A 21,860-nucleotide genomic window follows, 5' to 3' on the forward strand; every position below is an offset into this window, starting at 1 on the left:
TAGGCATTAACATATATATCACCTCTTATGAATAATTCTAAGCATTGTTAGAGAATGAACAATGTTTGATATGAGAAGTAAGGAATGCCTTTTTTATTCTCTTTCCTTATTTCTATTTACATTATAGTCCTCTATTTTAGCAGAGTCAAGTATAGAGTGCTAAAAACATTTTTTCACACATTATGTCAACATATAATCATATGAATTTATTAAAAATCTGTATTTACAAGAGTTTATCTAACTCCATTAATAATCTTGATTTCATTATCCTTAATTATTCATTTGTAGGACAGTTAGAATCATCATACATTTTTTGCATTGGATACCACCAGACAGGTCCCTTACCATTATTACCATATTTTCCTAAATCACCATTGACTCTTGGAAATAAATGCCAGTGAAGATGTGTATCTCCATTTCCCAATAATTCATAGTTCATTTTTTCTGCATTAAAAGCTTTAGAAACTGCTTCAGCTACAATAGACATTTCTTCTAAAAACTTCATTTTTTTGATTGTTTCTAAATGAAATAATTCTATTTTATGATCTTTATATAAAAATAAAGTATATCCCTTAAAATGCTGATTATCTCCAATAACCACATAACCAGTTTCAAGTTCTTTTACAAAATTAGGATTTACTTATATCTATTCCTATAAAAGTGTCAATATATATCCGTCTATCAGAGCAATTAGCAGATACATAATAAAGGCTCTGATAAACGCTTCTATATGCTTTTTCGGATTTTGATACAATTCCTTTTCTGGTATTTTTCTTAAACGAACACGCTTTGTATTCCGCCACCATAAAAGGTCTACAATAAATAAGTCAAAGATATTCAATCCCTGTCCTATAATACTTAAACAAAGAAAATTATGTGTGAAGCCATTTTCTTTGTTAAACAACCCTAATATAAATAGTACGAACAGAAATAACAGAAAATTGGATATAAATGTAACCACTTTATTGCTTTCCTTAAATTTTCCTTGATATTCTGCAATACTCTTTATTCGATTTTGCACTTCATCTGGATAAGATGAATAGCTTTTTAAATTTTTGTTATCTGTACCTGTTCCCCAAAAACATATTAGAAAAAACGCAATACATAAAATTACGGTTTCGATTATTATAATCATTCTGTTTCACTCCAAATTCCAATTTACTCATTTCTTCTATCACCTACTAATAGTATTTTAATTTATATCACTCATTTTTTGATTTCACTTTTGCCGGATTGCCTACTGCTATAGAATTGTTTGGAATATCTTTTGTTACAACACTTCCAGCACCAATAACCGAATTATCCCCAATAGTCACTCCCGGTAAAATAGTACAATTTCCTCCAATCCATACATTTTTACCAATAGTTACAGGTTTGCCAAATTCAATATCTGAAATTCTTTCATCTGGAACTAATGAATGACAAGCTGTATAAATATGGGTATTTGGTCCTATTAAAGTATGCTCTCCTATTTTTACAGGGCAAACATCTAATATTACACAACCATAATTAAGCATAACATTTTTTTCAATGAAAATATTATATCCATAATCACAAAAAAATGGTGGTTTAATCCAAAATTTTCCGTTAGTATTTATTAATTTTCTCATTAATCGTGATTTCATATTGATCTCATTAAAACTTCTTTTATTATACTTAGTACATATTCTATTTGCTCGTGCTCGTTCAAGAACAAGTCTAGGATTAGCAGGATTATATTTTTCTCCAGAAATCATTTTTTCTTTTTCTGTTTTCAATCTTATCATTCCTTTTTATAATTTTAAACTACCACTTATTTTTTGATTAAAGAATCTATTCCTAAACCAACACATAAACCTATACTTATCCCAAAACATATATATAGGAATGTTATCAGTAAACAGTCCTATAATGACTCCTAGTGATGTTCCAATACACATTCCTATTGACATTCCTTCTCACATATATGTTTTTATTTCATCTTTATTTTTCAATAAATATATTTAACTTTCTGTTGCTTTTTCCAACTTTTCTTTCATTGGTGTTAAAAACGGACGTATCGGTTCTAAAACTTTCATGTTTCTTAATAAAACCATAGCCATATTTCGATCTCTTTCCATAAAGTCATCAACAGCATACCATAATTGTTTTTGACAATCTTCTTGTCTATAATCTGAAAGTGAAATCAATGCATAACAATAAAAATAGGCGACAATATCAAAATCTAAACAGTGTCTTTTATGGTTATATTGAGGAATATTTGTTTCTAAAAATTGCAAAACTGTATCGACTGTATGTGGTTTTTTAGAAAAAGGAATCATTCTTTCATATTCTTTTTTTGTTATGGGAGCATGTGTTAGAGTTGCTAATTTACGACATAACTGCCATATTTCCTCAAAAGATGCACCAACTTCTTTGGCAGCTTCCATTAAAGGCAAGGTACTTTTAGCTACCCAAATATTCTCTCCTTGAAATTTTGGACCAGTTATAACAAATGTTTTATGATTCTTAATACAATCTTGAAGATAAGCCTCTTGCTTTTCTCGATAATCTCTTAATTCATCAATTGAAGGTATTTTCTTTCTAGCCATATTTTTTCTCCTATATCCCATATTATATCAACAGAAGATAAGCTATTCAACAAAATCACCACTTACAAAATCTCCTATAATCATTGTATTTAAAAAGAGAACATTTCTGTTCCCTACATATCAATTTGAATATGACTTCCTACTCTTTCTTTTACTTTTTCTTGCATACGTTCTTTTGAAATTGTTATCCCATTGTATCCTTGTAAAGCATGTTTTTTAGCAAGTTCATCTGTATAATCTTTTAATCTATATACTGTAAATTTCTCTCTTGTATCAATGATATTCTTTTGATTCGTTGTTTCATAATGATTCATAAGTGGTACTAAAGTGACATTTTGAATAGACCACTCACTTCCATCTTTTTTAAAATCACATGTCAGCATTCCACCTAATTGAGAATCTTCTTCTAACATTCCACTAATAAAATTACCCAAACTATATGCTACAAGTGTTTGATGACCATCTTGACCTTCAATCCATTCTACAGGCTGTAAAGTATGCGTATGTGTTCCTAAAACGATATCAACACCTAAATCAGCTAAAAACTTCGCATTTTTCTTTTGAAATGGTTGTGGTTCCATATCATTTTCAATACCCCAATGACAAGATACAATCACAATATCACTGATCTCCTTTGCATTTTCTACATCGTTTTTCATTTTTTCTTCATCAAAATCATTAATACAATAAGATGGATAATCTTCTGTATAATTTAACATCTGATTATATGCTAAAAAAGCTATACGTAAACCATCCTTTTCAACAACCTGGATCTGATCACGTTCTTCTTGAGACTGATATAATCCAATATAATGCATATCCTGATAATTTTTAAAAACCTGGATAGAATGCTGGATTCCTTCATATCCTTGATCTAAGGCATGGTTAGTAGAACCATTGACAATATCAAACCCAACATCATGTAAATTCTTTGCCATAGCATCAGGAGTATTAAAATAAGGATAGCCAGATGCTTTACCCCCACCTAATATTGTTTCCTGATTGACAAAAGCCAAATCAGCCTGTTCAATATATGGCTTTATGTTTGTATAGTAGGATGAAAAATCATAATCATCATCCGTTTTTGCTTCATCCAATAATCTTTGATGCATTAAATTATCCCCAACGGCGACAAACGAAACTGTATCATCTTTTTTTTGTTCCTGAACTTTTTCTTTTTTTGGTGTATTTTGACAGCCAGAAATCAATAAAACAGATATCAATAATTGGATAATCTTTTTCATTTATTTGGTTGTACTCCCAAATCCACCATTACGAATCTCATTTGCATCATCATCTTCAACAAGACCATATTGCATAAAGATTCCTTGCGCAATCCCTTGTCCAGGTAAGACTTCTACAGTTTTATTTTCATTTGTATCATTTGTCATCTTAATAAAGATATGCCCCTCATTATCTGAATAAAAATAATCACTATCAATAACTCCCACTGTATTGTTTAATTGTAGACGATACTTAAATCCTAGTCCACTTCTAGGATAAATCATTAAAACCCATCTTTCATTCATTTCACAACGAATACCAGTTGGAATCTTGATTGTTTCCTGTGGTTTTAAGCATATATGAATAGGTGTATAAAAATCATATCCCGCTGAACCTTTAGTCGCACGTTTAGGTAATTGAATAGAATCATAAACAGATTGAATCTGTTGCTTAGAAGCATGTGCTTCATAATCTAAATAAGCTTCCTCAAATTGTTGATAAGATACTTTATAAAATTTTGCTGTTGTCATATTGTTCTCCTTAACCTTCATAATATTCTTCTAATGTTTTGTTTTCCTGATGTAATTGTGTAGCTAAATCTACACCTACATAACGAATATGCCATGGTTCATACCCATAACCTGTAATACGCACTTTATCTTGAGGATAACGCAAAATAAAGCCATATTTATAAGCATCACTTTCAATGAATTTTCCCAGTGGACTATCAGCCACTTTTTCACTTAAACGATCTCCATCCATAGTATAGGATATATCTACACATAAGCCTAGTTCATGTTCACTACGACGAGGATAGGCATTATATTGAATAGCATGCTCTTGGCCAAACACTTTTACAGAATTATCCCAATAAAGCTGTTGTGTTTCTGGTTCACGATAGCCTGAGATAGTATAAATCTCAATGCCTTTTTCCTTGGCTGCCTGATAAAATTGCGTGTATGCCTGATTCGCTTCATGACGCAACTTTTGACTACAATCAATCACTTTTTCTAAATCATCAGGCTTCCATCCCTCAGGTATTTCATGTAACTTATTGACAAGAACAGTCACATCATCAGGATTTTCAACAATATCCGCCTGTGCTGTGATAGGATTAATCAAATCCCCCACATATTCCACAACATCTACAATCAAATCCTTTTGAGCTTTATTTCCAGCCTGGTCTTCTACAGAATAATGGACAGTTTTCTTCCCTACCGTAGATGTATCTATATCACTGTAGCTCACCTGATCCATTAAATCACCATCTTGTGAATCGCTGGCTTTTTCAATATAAAGACTATAATCAAATGTATCATTTAATGCTATTTGAACTCTTGATTTTGTTAACGTTAAAACAGGAGCTTCCTTGTCTTGTGATTGACATCCTGTTAACATAAACATAAAAGAGAGTATCCCTATGACAATTTTTTTCATGACTACCTCCATAACATAACGACTTATTAAAACTATACCCTTACTTAGCTACCATTATAAACCAATTCTACGAAAAATTCCTTAATATTTACTTAATTTATTTCATTTGACAACATTCACACAAATTCATATAATATCGTCATAAAAAAGGAGGATATTTCTATGCAATATGCTATTATTTTTTCAAGTCCAACAGGAAATACACAAATGTTGGCTGAAACTATTAAAAATCATATAAAAGGAGAATGTTGTTATTATGGAAAGGCTGACTTAGCACCATTGATGGCTGATTATATTTTTGTAGGTTTCTGGACAGATAAAGGAACATGTGATGAATCAATTCAGGATTATTTAAAACAACTCCATCATCAAAAAATCTTTTTATTTGGAACTGCTGGTTTTGGTGGTAGTCAAGAATATTTTGATGGTATTTTAAAACGTGTCCAAACAAACATTGCTGATGATAATCAAATTGTGGGACAATTTATGTGTCAAGGAAAAATGCCTATGAGTGTCAGACAACGTTATGAACAAATGGCACAAAAACAGCCGGAAAAATTTATTCCTATGATTGAAAATTTTGATCAGGCATTATCACATCCTAGCCCAGAGGATTTACAATCATTTATCCAACAACTTTCAGCCATTCAATAATCGAGATCATCATAGGATTCATACTTATGATGATCTTTTTATCTCTTTAATCATATGAATATTACAATTTTTTTAAGTATTTTTTACATTCTTTTTATATTTTTGTGGTAATATATACACGTTAGGAGGGGGATATATGCCAGCCATATATACACATTATTGTTTTGGGGAAGAAATGAAAAAAGTTTATTCACCCCATCTTCAAAAAATCATTCAAGACAATATTGAACTTTATGAAATAGGTTTACATGGTCCTGATATTTTTTTCTATTATCAGATTTATCATCATAATGATTTAAATCGTTGGGGAAGTGCCATGCATAAACAAAAAGCTTATGACTTATTTGAAAATTCTCGTCATGTTATTTTAGAAAAAAGTCATAAAGAAGCCAAAATAGCCTATATGTTAGGTTTTATTGCTCATTTTGCATTGGACTATGAATGTCATAGTTATATTGAAAAGAAAATGCAAGCTTCACATGTTTCACATTCCTTAATTGAATGTGAAATGGATAAATATTTATTGATCAAGAATCATCAAAAACCGTTATACACAGATTTAACTCAGCATTTACATCCCACTATGGAAAATGCCAAAGTCATTCAAACTTTTTTTAATCAATTTAGTGTTCAACAGATTTTATCAACATTAAAATCTATGAAAACATATAATCGTTTTCTAGCAAGTCATAATCCATTCATCAGAACATTAGTGAAAGTCTTTTTATTGATTTCAGGTAAATATAAAGGTTATCGTGGATTGTTGATGGATCAAAAAGACCACGAAGCATGCAAAGATAGTAATCTACGTTTAGAAAAATTAATGAAAAAAGCCATTCCACACTGTCTTGAACTCAGTGAAAATTATTATACATACTTAACAAAAAACGAACCACTCAGTCATGATTTTTTAGCACATTACAGTGCTCAAGAAGGTTGGGAAAATATTCCAGTATTATCGTATGAAAAGGAGAAAGAATATGACATCTAAAACAACATCTTTAGAAAAGAAGTGGATTATGTATGATATTGGAAACTCTGCTTTTACATTACTTGTATCTACAATCATGCCTATTTATTTTAATTTCTTAGCTGACAGTGCACATATTTCTGAAACAAACTATTTAGCTTTTTGGGGGTATGCAACATCTATAGCCACAATCATTACAGCAATTCTTGGTCCTATATTAGGAACTGCTTCTGATTTTAAAGGATGGAAAAAGAAGCTGTTCATGGTTGCTTTACTCATTGGCGCATTGGGTTGTATTTTACTTGGATTTACTTCATCCTGGTTATGGTTTTTATGTTTATTTGTGATTGCAAAATCTGCTTATTCATTAAGTCTGGTTTTTTATGATTCTATGCTTATAGATATTACAACTCCAGAACGTATGGATAATGTTTCTGCCAAAGGATATGCCTGGGGATACATTGGAAGCTGTATACCTTTTATAGCCAGTTTAGCTCTTGTATTATTCTATGAACAACTTTCATTAACAATGGAAACAGCTATGAGTATTTGTTTTCTTTTGATTGCTTTATGGTGGTTGTTGTTATCAATTCCATTACTTCAAGGGTATCATCAGACTTATTATTTAGAAAAAGAAAGTCACTATGTTCAAGCCAGCTTTCTACGTTTAAAAAATATCTTTAGTGAATTAAAAGATAATCCAAGAGTGTTATTCTTCTTGCTTGCCTTTTTCTTTTATATTGATGGTGTTTATACTATCATTGATATGGCAACGGCTTATGGAACTGCTTTAGGTTTAGATACAACTGGTTTATTATTAGCGTTGTTATTAACCCAAATTGTTGCCTTCCCTGCTGCTTTAATCTTTGGAAAATTAAGTAATCTTATTGAAAATACAAAACTGATTAAAGTTTGTATTCTTGCTTATTTCCTTATTGCATTATATGGAATCACTCTCCAACAACAATATCAATTCTGGATTTTAGCTGTTGGTGTTGGAATATTCCAAGGAGCTATTCAATCATTATCACGTTCTTATTATGCTAAAATCATTCCAGCCAATCGTTCTGGTGAATATTTTGGTTTATATGATATTTGTGGTAAAGGGGCATCATTCATGGGAACAACTCTTGTTTCCCTTATTTCTCAAGTTACAGGTATGATGAATATAGGTGTAGGTTCATTAGCTATCATGTTCTTCATTGGTTTTGTATTCTTCAAAAAAACAGAAAAATTGCATCAATAATTTTAGACTCTTTATATGGAGTCTTTTTTATTACAGATAAAAACGGATGTCACCAAAATATGACACCCATTTTTCTTTTATTAAATTTTTGTAATATCAATAAGTGATGTATCACCATGATGTCTTTTTTCAAGACAGTTAATTAATGCTTGAGCTGTATCCAATGATGTATAAATTGGAATACCTGCTTCTACCGCAAAGCGACGAATCATAAATCCATCTTTTAAATTATTGTTTCTTGTTGGTATATCAATGATTAAATCAACTGTATCAGTTAACATTAAATCAAAGATTGTATTTTTCTTATCAGCAATGTAATTGACAAGATGAGCAGGAATTCCATGTTCAATAAGATACGTAAATGTTCCAATTGTTGCATAAATGTCATACCCAAATTGATGATATTGTTTTGCAATTGGTAAGAATTCTTCTTTGGCACTATCTTTAATCGTACAGATAATATTCTTTTTCTTTGGCAAATCAATACCTGTCGCAATAAATGCTTTATAAATGGCTTCATCAAAGTCTTTAGACACACCTAAAACTTCTCCTGTAGATTTCATTTCAGGGCCTAAGCTGATTTCTGCACCAGTAATCTTTTCAAATGAGAAGACTGGCATCTTAATAGCCACTGTTTCTTTTTCTTTAGCCAATCCATATTCATATCCTTGTTCCTTGATTGTTTTTCCCATAATGACATGTGTTGCGACATCTACCACAGGAATATCAGTAACCTTAGAAATATAAGGAATAGTACGTGAAGAACGTGGATTGACTTCAATAACATAGACTTGATCTTCATAAACAATAAATTGAATGTTAATCAATCCAATGACATGTAACGCTTTTGCTAGTCTTTGTGTATAATCCACAATCACATCTTTAATTTCCTGTTTAATCTTTTGTGGTGGATATACTGAGATACTATCTCCACTATGCACTCCTGCACGTTCGACATGTTCCATGATACCTGGAATCAATACACCATGTTCATCACAGATAGCATCGACTTCAACTTCTTTACCAGATAAATATTTATCAATCAAGATAGGATGTTCCTGATATTGACGATTAATGATTTCCATGAATTTCTTGATATCACCATCATTTAAAGCAATTTCCATTCCAGCTCCACCTAATACATAAGAAGGTCTGACAAGCACTGGATATCCTAAACGATTGGCTACTTCTAAAGCTTCTTCTGTTGTGAAAACTGTTGAACCTCTTGGACGATCTATATCACAACGCTGTAAGATTTCATCAAATCTTTCACGATCTTCAGCAGCATCTACATTATCAGCTGATGTTCCTAAAATAGGAACTCCCATTTCCATTAGAGCTTTTGTAAGCTTGATGGCTGTTTGTCCACCAAATTGTACAATGGCACCATCTGGTTTTTCTAAACGCACAATACTTTCTACATCTTCAGGTGTCAATGGTTCAAAATACAGACGATCAGCTATATCAAAGTCAGTTGATACTGTTTCTGGATTATTATTCACAATAATTGTATCATAGCCAGCTTCCTTTAACGCCCAGACACAATGAACAGAACAATAATCAAACTCTATCCCTTGTCCAATACGGATTGGTCCTGAACCTAAAACCATAATTTTCTTTTTATCATCACGAGGATCAACTTCATTATGTTCTCCATATACAGAATAATAATAAGGTGTTGTTGCATCAAATTCAGCTGCACATGTATCTACTGTTTTATAAACAGCTTCGATATGATGATCTAATCTCATTTGATGAATATCTTGAATTGTATGATTTGTGTACTTAGCGATAATTTGATCTGGGAATTCTAATCTTTTAGCAAGTTTTAATAATTCAACAGTCAGTGGTTCTGTTTTTAATTGTTGTTCGACTTCCGTTAAATGTTTGATTTTATCAATAAACCAGCAATCAATACGTGTTATATCATGAATTTCCTGTTCACTCATTCCTTGTCTTAAAGCCTGTGCTACTACAAAGATACGATGATCATCAACATCTTTTAATTTGACTTTTAATTCATCTAATGAAAGTCCATCGACTTCAGGAATATGTAAATCATAAACATTTTGTTCGAGAGAACGTAAAGCTTTCATAAATGCACCTTCAAAATTATGAGCAATACTCATGACTTCTCCTGTGGCTTTCATCTGTGTTCCTAGTTTTCTAGATGCCCCAACAAATTTATCGAATGGCCATTTTGGAATCTTACAAACAATATAATCTAACGTTGGTTCATAAGAAGCATATGTTTTTCCAGTAACTGCATTTTTAATTTCATCCAATGTATAACCTAAAGCAATTTTCGCTGCCAGTTTGGCGATTGGATAACCTGTTGCTTTTGAAGCTAAAGCTGAAGAACGCGAAACACGTGGATTAACTTCAATAACGCAATATTCAAAACTATCTGGATTTAAAGCATACTGCACATTACATCCACCTTGAATATTTAAGGCTGTAATAATATTTAAAGCCGAACTTCTTAACATCTGATATTCTTTATCAGATAAAGTTTGACTTGGTGCCACAACAATACTATCTCCCGTATGTACACCAACTGGATCAAGGTTTTCCATATTACATACTGTAATACAGTTACCATGTCCATCACGCATCACTTCATATTCAATTTCTTTCCATCCAGCAATACTTTTTTCAATGAGGCACTGACTCACACGTGATAAACGCAATCCATTAGAACAAATATGATGTAATTCTTCTTCATTATTGGCAATTCCACCACCTGTTCCTCCTAATGTATATGCTGGTCTAACAACAACTGGATAACCAATTTTATTTGCAAACTCAATGGCTTCATCTACATGATTCACGACAATTGAAGCAGCACATGGTTCTCCAATCTTTTCCATTAATGTTTTAAACTCTAAGCGATCTTCAGCCAGTTTGATTGTATCTGTTGAAGTTCCAATAGTACGCACATGATGTTTGTCTAAGAATCCTTCATCAGCCAAAGCCATCGCAATATTTAAAGCATTTTGTCCTCCAAGCGTTGGTAAGATACTATCTGGTTTTTCAACTTCAATTAAATGTTTGACAACCGGTACAGTTAAAGGTTCTATATAAACCTTATCAGCAATATCTTTATCTGTCATAATAGTTGCTGGATTAGAATTAATGAGTACAACTTCTATTCCTTCTTCTTTTAAAGCACGACAAGCTTGTGTTCCTGCATAATCAAATTCAGCAGCTTGTCCAATAATAATAGGTCCTGACCCAATCACTAATACTTTTTGAATATCATGATTTCTAGGCATTTTGATTTCCTCCCATCATTTTGATAAATTCATCAAATAAGTAAGATGTATCCAATGGTCCAGCACATGCTTCTGGATGAAACTGCACTGTTTTAATAGGTTTTTGTAAATATTCAATACCTTCTAATGTGCCATCATTGACATTTTGGAACCACATTTTTGCCATTTGGCTATCCAATGATTCTTCTTTGACAACATAATTATGATTTTGTGTTGAAATATAAACACGATTTGTTTTCAAATCCTTAACTGGGTGGTTGGCACCATGATGACCGTAAACCATCTTTTCTGTTTGAAAACCATGTGCTAAAGCCATTAACTGATGTCCTAAACAGATAGCAAAAATAGGCAAACCACTTTGACTTAAAATCTTCATATTTTCAATAATATCTACACATTCTTCAGGATCACCAGGACCATTTGAAAGCATAATTCCATCAAAGTGTCCTTCTAAAATGGTCTTTGCTGGTGTATCAGCTGGGAAAACTGTCACTTCACAATTTCTTTTGACTAGTTCTCTGGCAATATTTTGCTTTGCTCCAAAATCATATAAAGCGACTTTATATGCACCCTTTCCTAAAACATAAGGTTCACAGCATGTTGTTTGTTTCACAACACCAGAAACTTTATACTCATGAATTCGTTTTAAAACATCACTTAAATCATCATAGTGATGTGTTGTAATCAAACCATTCATACAACCCTTATTTCTGATTAATTTTGTAATATATCGTGTATCAACACCTTGAATTCCCACAATATCATGTTTCTTCAAATAATCTTCTAAATCCATATTTTTTCTAAAATGACTACCTAATCTTGCCAGTTCATTCACAACAAAACCTTCTACATATGGTTGTCTTGATTCCTGATCTTCCAAACAAACACCGTAATTTCCAATCAATGGATATGTCATGACAACACTTTGTCCAGCATATGAAGGATCTGTCAAGACTTCCAGATATCCTGTCATAGATGTATTAAAGACAAACTCACTAATGACTTCCTTATGACCACCAAAATGTTCACCTTCAAAGACATGTCCATCTTCTAATATCAAATATGCTTTCATTGTTACCTCCTTATATCATAAAAAAACATATCCATAAAAGATATGTTTTTAGAAATATAAAAAATGAGAAAAAGATGTTCTAACAATCGTTGTATCCATAACTTGTTTTCCCACCATAATTCTCATTCCTTTCTATTTATTCTTGTATAGTATAGTCAAATTTAACATAATTATCAAGATATTTTTTCATAATTTTTTATTATCATAATTTTAAATTATTAATCATTACTCATTAATTGCTTTTTCATCCTTTTCTCGCGTACGAATCTTGATAGCATTATCAAGCTTATAAGTAAAAATCTTACCATCTCCTACTTCTCCAGTATAAGCCGCCTGACAAATGGCTTCAATTGTTTTTTCAGCCCATTCTTCACTGCTGACAACAATTTCAAATTTAATCTTTGGCAACATATTGACTTCAACTTCCTGCCCACGAACATACTCTGTGTAGCCATGCTGTGTGCCACATCCCATTACCTGAGAAACTGTCATACCATTCACATGAATACGAGCAAGTGCTTCTTTCACTTCTTCATATTTTTCTTCTCTCACAATCGCTTCAATTTTGATCATATTCACTGTCCTCCTAATCCAATCCATTAAAAGATGGATATGCATTTTCCTGATGTTCAGAAATATCTAATCCTTTTTGTTCTTCCTGTTTAGAAACACGAAGTGTTGTGAAACATCTGACAATGGCTATACAAATAAGCGTTCCAATAATAGCCACAGCAATCGTAACAACGATACTGATGATTTGTGCTATGAATAATTGTGTATCTCCAAAGAACAAACCATTCCATCTGGCAACATCGTTAATAGACGTTTGTGTAAACAATCCAGTCGCAATACCACCCCAGATACCGCCAATACCATGACATCCAAAAGCATCCAAAGCATCATCATAGCCCAATTTCTGTTTCACTTTAGAAATCATCAGATAACAAATAGGACTTCCAACAAGCCCAATAATGATTGATGCCCAAATAGGCACATATCCTGCTCCTGGTGTAATAGCGACAAGACCGACAACCATACCTGTTACACTTCCTACCAGTGTTGGTTTTCCACTCATCCATACATCCATACCCATCCATGACAGCATTCCAGCTGCTGCTGATAAACCAGTTGTTATAAAGGCATGAACAGCCAGTTCATTGGCCTGTAAGGCACTGCCTGCATTAAAACCAAACCATCCAAACAACAGTAAACTGGCTCCCAAGACAACAAATGGAATGTTATGAACATGATATTGTACGCGTAAATAGTCTTTGCGTTTTCCTAGGACAATACATAAAACTAATGCACTGACACCAGAACTGATATGAACAACATTTCCACCAGCAAAGTCTACCGAACCAATTTTAGCCAGAAAGCCACCAAGTCCCCAGACCATATGAGCCATTGGATAATAAACAATGACTGACCAAAGAATAATAAACAAAAACAAAGCTTTAAATTTCATACGACCAGCAACTGCCCCCGTTATTAAAGCAGGTGTAATGATTGCAAACATCATTTGGAAAATAGCAAACTCTAAATGAGGAATTGTAGAAACATAATCTGTTGTACTTCCTTCAATGCCCTGTAAACCTAACCAGCTGAAATCTCCAATAATTCCAAAATGATCATTTCCAAAAGCCAGTGAGTATCCAAATAATGCCCACATAATAGCTGCAATACCAATGACAAAAACAGATGTCATCATTGTATTAACAACATTTTTACGGCGAACAAGTCCCCCATAAAAGAAAGCCAGGCCTGGTGTCATTAATAACACCAGGGCACTACATATTAACATAAAACCAATATCCCCTGAATTCATATCATAGACCCCCTAACTCTATTCATTATTCATTCATATAACTATATCCCATTAAATATCGATCCACTTCTTTGGCGCATTCATTTCCTTCCGCAATAGCCCAGACAACAAGAGATTGACCGCGATGCATATCCCCTGCAACGAAAATCTTCTCTTCCTTTGTCGCATAGCTCTTTGGCATTGTCATGACAACCTGACGTTGATTCACAGATAAATCAAACTGCTCTTTAATATCATCTTCAATACCTACAAATCCTGCTGCAATCAGCAACAAATCTGCCTTCAGCATTTTTTCGCTATCTTCTTTTTCAACCCATTGACCATCAACCATTCTCCCCTGAATCGTTTTGACAGCTTTGAGTTGCCCATCTTCTTCAATACATTCTTTAATTGTTGTTGCATAAACACGTGGATCCTGCTTAAAAACAGCTAGACTTTCTTCCTGTCCATAATCTGTTTTTAATTCATCAGGCCACATTGGCCATGGACGTGTATTTTGATGAGGCGGAGATGGCATCATTTCCAGCTGTGTAACTGATGCACATCCTTGTCTAATACATGTTCCAACACAGTCATTGCCCGTATCTCCACCTCCTACAACAACGACATGCTTTCCTTTGGCATCAATACGAAAAGAAGTTTGATTCAATATATCCTGTGTTGTGCTTTTTAAAAAATCCACTGCAAAATAAATGCCTTTGGCTTCTCTACCTACCACATTTAAATCACGTGCTTTTTTCGCTCCACAACATAAAACAATCGCATCATAATCCTTCAACAAATCTTCCTTCGTCAAATCTTTTCCAACATGAACATTCGTATAAAATTGAACACCTTCTTCTTTCATCAATTGAATACGACGTTCAATAATTTGTTTTTCAAGTTTCATTTGAGGAATACCATACATCAGCAATCCTCCTAAACGATCATCTTTTTCAAAAACACTGACCTGATGTCCACGTTGATTTAACTTGTAGCCAACAGTCAATCCTGCGGGACCACTTCCTACAACCGCCACTTTTTTAAATGAACATACAGATGATTTTTCAGCTTTCATCAATTGATTCTGATAAGCCTTTTCAATAATAAATAATTCATTATCTTTAATCGTTACAGCTTCTCCATGCAATCCACATACACATGCTTTTTCACATAAAGCCGGGCACACACGTCCTGTAAACTCTGGGAAGGGATTTGTTTTTAACAGACGTGAGAGTGCACGTTCATCATTATGATGAAAGATTTCATCGTTCCACTCTGGAATCAGATTATGTAAAGGACAACCTGTAACCATATGATTGATTTCAATAGCTGATTGACAAAACGGAACACCACAATTCATACAGCGAGCTCCTTGCTGACGACGTTTTTCATCCAAAAGAGGGATGTGGAATTCCTGAAAATCAGCGATTCTTGTTTCTGGTGATTCAGTGAAATTATCTTCTCTATCAAACTCTAAAAATCCTGTAGCTTTTCCCATACATTACCCTCCTATTGATGAACTTCTTTAAAGGCCATTAATGCAGCCTCATCATGTGAATAGCCTTGTTTTTCAAAGCTTTCAATATTATCTAACATACACGCATAATTAACTGGCACAATCTTTTTAAAATGTGGTAACCAGGCTTCAAAACTTTCTAAAATATCTTTAGCCAGTAACGATCCTGTATATTGCACATGTTTTTGTAATAACAATTTTAAATCTTCTATATCCTTATGCTGTTTCACTTCCTGCATTGTCACTAATTCTTTATTTAAACGTAAATATAAATCATGATCTTTATCAAAGACATAAGCGATTCCTCCACTCATACCAGCTGCAAAGTTCTTTCCAGTTTTTCCTAAGACAACAACTTTTCCGCCCGTCATATATTCCAGTCCATGATCTCCACAACCTTCTACGACCGCTATTGCTCCTGAATTACGCACAGCGAAACGCTCTCCAGCACGCCCATTGATATAAGCCTCTCCTGATGTCGCTCCATATAAGGCGACGTTTCCAACAATGACATTATCGTGAGCGACAAACTGCGCATGTAAAGAAGGATGAATAATCAGTTTTCCACCAGATAATCCTTTACCAAAATAATCATTGGCATCTCCTTCAATTTGCATTGTTAAGCCTTTTGGTATAAAGGCTCCAAATGATTGTCCAGCACCACCAAGACAATGAACCTGATATGTATCATCTGGAAGATGATTTTGGAAACGTTTGGTGATTTCACTTCCTAGCAATGTTCCTAGACTACGATCAAGACTGGTAATACGTATTGTTTCCTGATGTGGCTGATTTGTTTCAAGATAAGTCTTAAATCTTGGAAGTAGCACTTTTAAATCCTGACTATTTTCTAAACGGAAATCAAAGACATTGTCTTTTTCAAAGTGAACATGAAAATCTTCCTTAGCAAAGAATGGTTCTAACTGCTGATATTCAGGTTTCACTTTCAAAACTTCCATATGTCCAACCATTTCATCAACACTATGGAATCCCAATTGTGCCATAATTTCACGTAATTCCTGAGCGATAAATTTCATAAAATTCATAACATATTCTGGTTTTCCTTTAAAACGTTTTCTAAGCTCAGCATTTTGTGTTGCGATACCGACTGGACAAGTATCAAGATTGCAGACACGCATCATCACACAACCCATTGTCACTAATGGGGCTGTCGCAAAACCAAATTCTTCTGCACCTAATAATGCAGCCACCGCCACATCTCGACCCGTCATTAATTTTCCATCTGTTTCTAAGACAACACGCGTTCTTAAATCATTTTCAATCAGACTCTGATGTGCTTCTGCCAATCCCAGTTCCCAAGGCAACCCTGCATAATGAATCGAACTTTGTGGAGCTGCCCCAGTTCCTCCATCATAACCAGAAATCAAGATAACTTCAGCCCCAGCTTTGGCCACCCCCGATGCGATTGTTCCTACACCTGATTCTGAAACAAGTTTGACAGAAATACGTGCATCACGATTGGCATTTTTCAGGTCATAAATCAATTGCGCCAAATCTTCAATAGAATAAATATCATGATGTGGTGGTGGTGAAATTAAAGTCACGCCTGGTGTTGAATAACGTGTTTTGGCAATCCAAGGATAGACTTTCTGTCCTGGCAAATGTCCACCTTCTCCTGGCTTTGCACCTTGTGCCATCTTAATTTGAATTTCTTTAGCACTCACCAGATATTCACTTGTGACACCAAAACGTCCACTAGCCACCTGTTTAATAGCACTATTCGCCTCAGTATATAATCTGTCTGGATTTTCTCCACCTTCACCAGAATTTGATTTTCCACCTAAACGATTCATTGCCACAGCTAAACATTCATGTGCCTCCTTAGAAATAGAACCATAAGACATCGCTCCTGTTTTAAAACGTTTGACAATATCATCAACACTTTCTACTTCTTCTAAAGGAATAGATTGTCTTTGTGTCATATCAAATTCTAATAAATGACGTAAAGCAAAGGGTTGACTTTCCAACTGACGTGAATATTCTTTAAATAATGTATAATCTCCACTTTGAGTCGCTTTTTGAAGTAAAACAATTGTTTCTGGACTATACATATGAACTTCACTTTGTGGTCCACGTCGAAATTTATGAAAACCTAAACTTTTCAACGATGTATCTGTCTTTAATCCTAATGGATCAAAGGCATGATCATGATAGTAACGAATATCATTTTCAATATCTGTCAAACCTTTTTCTCCCACACGATAAACTGTATGAGGGAAATAGTTTTCCATAATATCTTCTTTTAAACCAACAACTTCAAAGATTTGTGCTGACTGATATGACTGTAAAGCAGAAATACCCATCTTCGCCGCAATCTTGACAATACCTTTTAAAATGGCATGATTATAATCTTCAATAGCCTTATTTTCCTCTTTATCCAACATATTAAGTTGAATCATTTCCATGATACATTCATGGGCCAGATATGGATAAATAGCTGTAGCACCAAAACCTAATAAACAGGCAAATTGATGAACATCACGTGGTTCACCACTTTCTAAGACAATGGACATCGCTGTTTTTCTTTTAGTTTTGACCAAATGACTTTCTACAGCTGAAACAGCCAGTAATGAAGGGATCACCAAATGATTATCATCGACACCTTTATCAGAAAGAATTAAGATATTGACACCTTGACGATAAGCTTTATCACAATCAAGAAATAACTGATCTAAAGCTTCTGTTAAGGAAATCCCTTTGTAATATAATAAAGAAATCACCTGGCTATGGAAACCATCACGATTTAACTGTTTGAGTTTATCCATATCACGACTGTCTAAAATCGGATTATTAATTTCTAAGACCTGACAATTATCAGATTGATCCTGTAATAAGTTTCCATTAGATCCTAAATATACCGTTGTATCTACAACCACTTCTTCTCTTAAAGAATCAATAGGTGGATTGGTCACTTGAGCAAACTGTTGTTTAAAATAATGAAATAATGTTGGATGTTTTTGACTCAACATAGCAAGTGGAATATCTGTTCCCATGGATGCTGTAGGTTCTACACCATTTTTGGCCATAGGTAAAATCATATCTTTGACATCTTCATATGTATAACTAAAAATTTTATATAAAATATCACGGTCACTTTGACTATGAATATGAGATTTTTTATCTGGCGCTGGTAAATCTTTTAAATGCAATAAATAATAATCCAACCATTCTCCATAAGGATGTTCTTTAGCATAGCTCATTTTACATATATCATCTTCAATCAGCTGCTGTTTTTGAGTATCTACTAATAACATTTTTCCTGGTTGAAGACGTGATTTTTTGACAATATGACTTTCATCAATATCTAAAACGCCAACTTCTGATGATAAAATCAAAGTCTGATCATCTAAAATATAATAACGTGATGGCCTTAACCCATTTCTATCTAAAGTGGCTCCCATGGAAATACCATCAGAAAACAAAATAGCAGCAGGTCCATCCCATGGTTCCATCATTGTCGCATAATAATGATAAAAATCTTTTTTCTCTTGTGACATGGCTGTATTTTTCCATGGTTCTGGAATCAATAGCATCATAGCTTTAGCTAATGGCATCCCATTCATATATAGGAACTCTAATGTATTATCCAGCATAGCTGAATCTGAACCATGTACATCAACAATTGGGAAAACCTTTGTCATATCTGATGAAAAATACTTTGAATCTAATGTTTCTTCTCTGGCCAGCATACGATTCGCATTACCTCTAATTGTATTAATTTCTCCATTATGAGCAATCATACGATTAGGATGTGCTCTTTGCCAGCTTGGATTGGTATTGGTAGAAAAGCGTGAATGAACCAATGCTATGGCACTATGATAATCATGATCTTGTAAATCATCATAAAATTGTCTTAACTGATGAACAAGAAACATCCCTTTATAGACAATTGTTGACGAAGATAATGAAACCACATATGTCTGTGGTGAAGATTTTTCAAATTCACGACGAATCACATATAATACTCTTTCAAAGTCCATTCTTTGTTGACAAGTTTTAGGTTTTTCAATAAAGCATTGCATAATATAAGGCATACAATCCTTAGCCTTTTGACCTAAGATATCTTCATGACATGGCACTTCTCGCCACCCTAGAAATGTGGCCTGATGTTTTAAAACAATGCGTTCTAAAGTTTTCATAGCTTTTTGTCTTGTCAGTGTATCCTGTGGTAAAAAGAACATTCCCACAGCATAATCATAAGGTTGAGGCAAAGTGATATGGAGATTATGTGCAACTTTATTAAAGAAACGATGTGAAATCTGTAATAAGATTCCAACCCCATCACCGACTTCTCCACTAGCATCTTTTCCAGCACGATGTTCTAGTTTTTCAACAATTGTAAGTGCCTGATCAATAACCTGATAATCCTGTCGTCCATCAATATGAACGACAGCGCCAATACCACAGGCATCATGTTCTCTGACATGATGCAATCCCTGATTATACTCTTTCATCAAATCATCCTTTCTACTTTCCACTATCTCCATAATTTTCTAAAAACCTGGCAGAAGGATCGTTGACCTGACAACCTTCCCAATTTGGATTTGGCATCCAGAATCCTTTCACCATTTGTGCCTGATGTGGATAATATTTTTCAAAGATTTCACGATATAATAATGACTCTTTTGTAAATGGTTGGGCGAAATCATATTTCTTTCTTTTTTCTTCAAATTCCTGATCACTATAATAATTATTCGCATAAGCTTTGATTTCATCACTTAATGAATGTCCTACCGCATCTGAAAAAGCTGCTTTTTCACGCATTAAGATATCTTGAGGTAAATATCCTCTGTCAAACGCTTTACGCAATAAATATTTTCCTTTTCCATAATTATTCATTTTTAAAGCAGGATCAATATGCATAACATAATCCACAAAAGCCAAATCTCCAAAAGGCACACGTGCTTCTAAGGAATGAACACTAATACAACGATCAGCACGTAAGACATCATACATATAAATTTCTCGAATACGTTTTTCAGCTTCCTTTTGGAATTCTTTTGCATTTGGCGCAAAATCTGTATATTTATAACCAAATAATTCATCTGAAATCTCACCCGTTAATAAAACTCTAATATCTGTATGCTGATGAATATACTGACAGACAAGATACATCCCAATCGATGCACGAATTGTTGTAATATCATATGTTCCTAAAGTGGCAATAACAGGTTCTAAAGCACTTAGAACATCATCTTTTGTGATAATCACTTCGGTATGTTCACTGCCAATAAACTCAGCCACTTCTTTGGCATATTTTAAATCAATAGCATCTTTGTCCATTCCAATCGCAAAAGTACGAATTGGTTTTTTTAGCAGACGTGATGAGACTGCACAGACAAGTGATGAATCTAATCCACCACTTAATAAGAAACCAAGTGGTGCATCTGCATCCAATCTTTTTTCAATACCTTTGACCAATAAATCATGTATATTTGTATAGATTGTATTGAAATCATCATAATGATAGTTTTCCACCAGGCTCATATCTCTATAACAAACAAACTCCCCATTTTGATAATAATGTCCTGGTGGAAAAGGTACAATCTTATCACAGATGCCAACTAAATTTTTGGCTTCTGAAGCAAAGACAATGTGCTGATGATCATCATAACCATAAAATAATGGGCGAATTCCAATCGGATCTCTAGCAGCAATAAATTCTTTTGTATCACCATCAAAGAGAATCAAAGCAAATTCTCCATCTAATTCTTTAAACATGTCTACACCCATTTTTTGATAAAGAGGAAGCAGGATTTCACAATCACTCTCCCCTTGAAAGTCAAACCCCTGCTTCATCAATTCTTCTTTCATTGGTCTAAAACCATAGATTTCACCGTTACAGACAACATAATGCTTCCCTCTTTGAAATGGTTGCATACCATACTCATTTAATCCCATGATGGATAAACGTTGAAATCCCAATAGCCCTTTACCTGTATCAATAATACGCATAGCATCAGGTCCCCTGGTATGTGTTCTTTCAAAACCCTTTAAAAAAATCTCTTTTTCTACATTGCTGTCGCAATATGCCATAATCGAACACATTGTCATAACCCCTCTCTTAT

At 33.7% G+C, this 21,860-nt stretch carries 17 protein-coding genes; 3 read left to right on the forward strand and 14 right to left on the reverse strand.

Going from position 1 to position 21,860, the window contains the following annotated elements:
• Positions 1-274: 274 nt before the first annotated feature.
• The 7 genes from B5E87_RS09750 to B5E87_RS09780 form a co-directional block, all read right to left on the reverse strand.
• Positions 275-601: an HIT family protein gene (locus B5E87_RS09750; RefSeq protein WP_087244741.1), complete on the reverse strand. Its 327-nt coding sequence runs from the start codon at positions 599-601 to the stop codon at positions 275-277.
• 51 nt (positions 602-652) lie between these two features.
• Positions 653-1,135, reverse strand: a complete 483-nt coding sequence (locus B5E87_RS09755) for an ABC transporter permease (RefSeq protein ID WP_087244742.1) — start codon at positions 1,133-1,135, stop codon at positions 653-655.
• Between the two features lie 67 nt (positions 1,136-1,202).
• Entirely contained in the window at positions 1,203-1,766 is a 564-nt protein-coding gene (locus tag B5E87_RS09760) for a sugar O-acetyltransferase (RefSeq protein ID WP_087244743.1), read from the reverse strand.
• A gap of 216 nt (positions 1,767-1,982) precedes the next feature.
• Positions 1,983-2,570 carry a hypothetical protein gene (locus tag B5E87_RS09765; protein WP_087244744.1) on the reverse strand — a complete coding sequence of 196 codons (588 nt, stop codon included), beginning with the start codon at positions 2,568-2,570 and terminating at the stop codon, positions 1,983-1,985.
• Between the two features lie 113 nt (positions 2,571-2,683).
• A complete protein-coding gene (locus B5E87_RS09770) occupies positions 2,684-3,814 on the reverse strand; it encodes a CapA family protein (RefSeq protein ID WP_087244745.1) in 1,131 nt (376 codons plus the stop codon).
• On the reverse strand, positions 3,815-4,324 hold the full coding sequence (locus B5E87_RS09775; RefSeq protein WP_087244746.1) for a dCTP deaminase/dUTPase family protein: 510 nt from the start codon (positions 4,322-4,324) through the stop codon (positions 3,815-3,817).
• A gap of 10 nt (positions 4,325-4,334) precedes the next feature.
• On the reverse strand, positions 4,335-5,231 hold the full coding sequence (locus tag B5E87_RS09780) for a D-alanyl-D-alanine carboxypeptidase family protein (RefSeq protein WP_087244747.1): 897 nt from the start codon (positions 5,229-5,231) through the stop codon (positions 4,335-4,337).
• A 162-nt stretch (positions 5,232-5,393) separates the two neighbouring features.
• Here B5E87_RS09780 and bilS point away from each other — a divergent pair, with 162 nt between their 5' ends.
• The 3 genes from bilS (at position 5,394) to B5E87_RS09795 (ending at position 8,101) form a co-directional block, all read left to right on the forward strand.
• On the forward strand, positions 5,394-5,885 hold the full coding sequence (gene bilS, locus B5E87_RS09785) for a flavodoxin family protein BilS (protein ID WP_087244748.1): 492 nt from the start codon (positions 5,394-5,396) through the stop codon (positions 5,883-5,885).
• Positions 5,886-6,021: 136 nt separating this feature from the next.
• A complete protein-coding gene (locus B5E87_RS09790; protein ID WP_087244749.1) occupies positions 6,022-6,876 on the forward strand; it encodes a zinc dependent phospholipase C family protein in 855 nt (284 codons plus the stop codon).
• Entirely contained in the window at positions 6,866-8,101 is a 1,236-nt protein-coding gene (locus B5E87_RS09795) for an MFS transporter (protein WP_087244750.1), read from the forward strand. Before B5E87_RS09790 ends, B5E87_RS09795 begins: the two co-directional genes overlap by 11 nt.
• Before the next feature lie 80 nt (positions 8,102-8,181).
• On the opposite strand, the gene carB is transcribed toward B5E87_RS09795, so the two are convergent.
• The 7 genes from carB to asnB all read right to left on the reverse strand — a co-directional run bounded on the left by carB (position 8,182) and on the right by asnB (position 21,840).
• A complete protein-coding gene (gene carB / locus B5E87_RS09800; protein WP_087244751.1) occupies positions 8,182-11,376 on the reverse strand; it encodes a carbamoyl-phosphate synthase large subunit in 3,195 nt (1,064 codons plus the stop codon).
• Positions 11,369-12,448 (reverse strand): carbamoyl phosphate synthase small subunit, encoded by a 1,080-nt coding sequence (locus B5E87_RS09805; protein ID WP_087244752.1) that lies wholly within the window; start codon positions 12,446-12,448, stop codon positions 11,369-11,371. Before B5E87_RS09805 ends, carB begins: the two co-directional genes overlap by 8 nt.
• Before the next feature lie 225 nt (positions 12,449-12,673).
• Complete coding sequence (locus B5E87_RS09810; RefSeq protein ID WP_206399288.1) at positions 12,674-13,021, reverse strand: P-II family nitrogen regulator; 348 nt, start codon at positions 13,019-13,021, stop codon at positions 12,674-12,676.
• Positions 13,022-13,034: 13 nt separating this feature from the next.
• Positions 13,035-14,273: an ammonium transporter gene (locus B5E87_RS09815; RefSeq protein WP_087244754.1), complete on the reverse strand. Its 1,239-nt coding sequence runs from the start codon at positions 14,271-14,273 to the stop codon at positions 13,035-13,037.
• 25 nt (positions 14,274-14,298) lie between these two features.
• Positions 14,299-15,753 carry a glutamate synthase subunit beta gene (locus B5E87_RS09820; RefSeq protein WP_087244755.1) on the reverse strand — a complete coding sequence of 485 codons (1,455 nt, stop codon included), beginning with the start codon at positions 15,751-15,753 and terminating at the stop codon, positions 14,299-14,301.
• A gap of 11 nt (positions 15,754-15,764) precedes the next feature.
• Positions 15,765-20,246, reverse strand: a complete 4,482-nt coding sequence (gltB, locus tag B5E87_RS09825) for a glutamate synthase large subunit (protein WP_206399293.1) — start codon at positions 20,244-20,246, stop codon at positions 15,765-15,767.
• 13 nt (positions 20,247-20,259) lie between these two features.
• On the reverse strand, positions 20,260-21,840 hold the full coding sequence (gene asnB / locus B5E87_RS09830) for an asparagine synthase B (RefSeq protein ID WP_087244757.1): 1,581 nt from the start codon (positions 21,838-21,840) through the stop codon (positions 20,260-20,262).
• Positions 21,841-21,860 lie beyond the last annotated feature (20 nt).

The sequence above is a fragment of the Massilimicrobiota sp. An142 genome (assembly GCF_002160725.1).
Taxonomy (GTDB): domain Bacteria; phylum Bacillota_I; class Bacilli_A; order Erysipelotrichales; family Coprobacillaceae; genus Allocoprobacillus; species Allocoprobacillus merdigallinarum.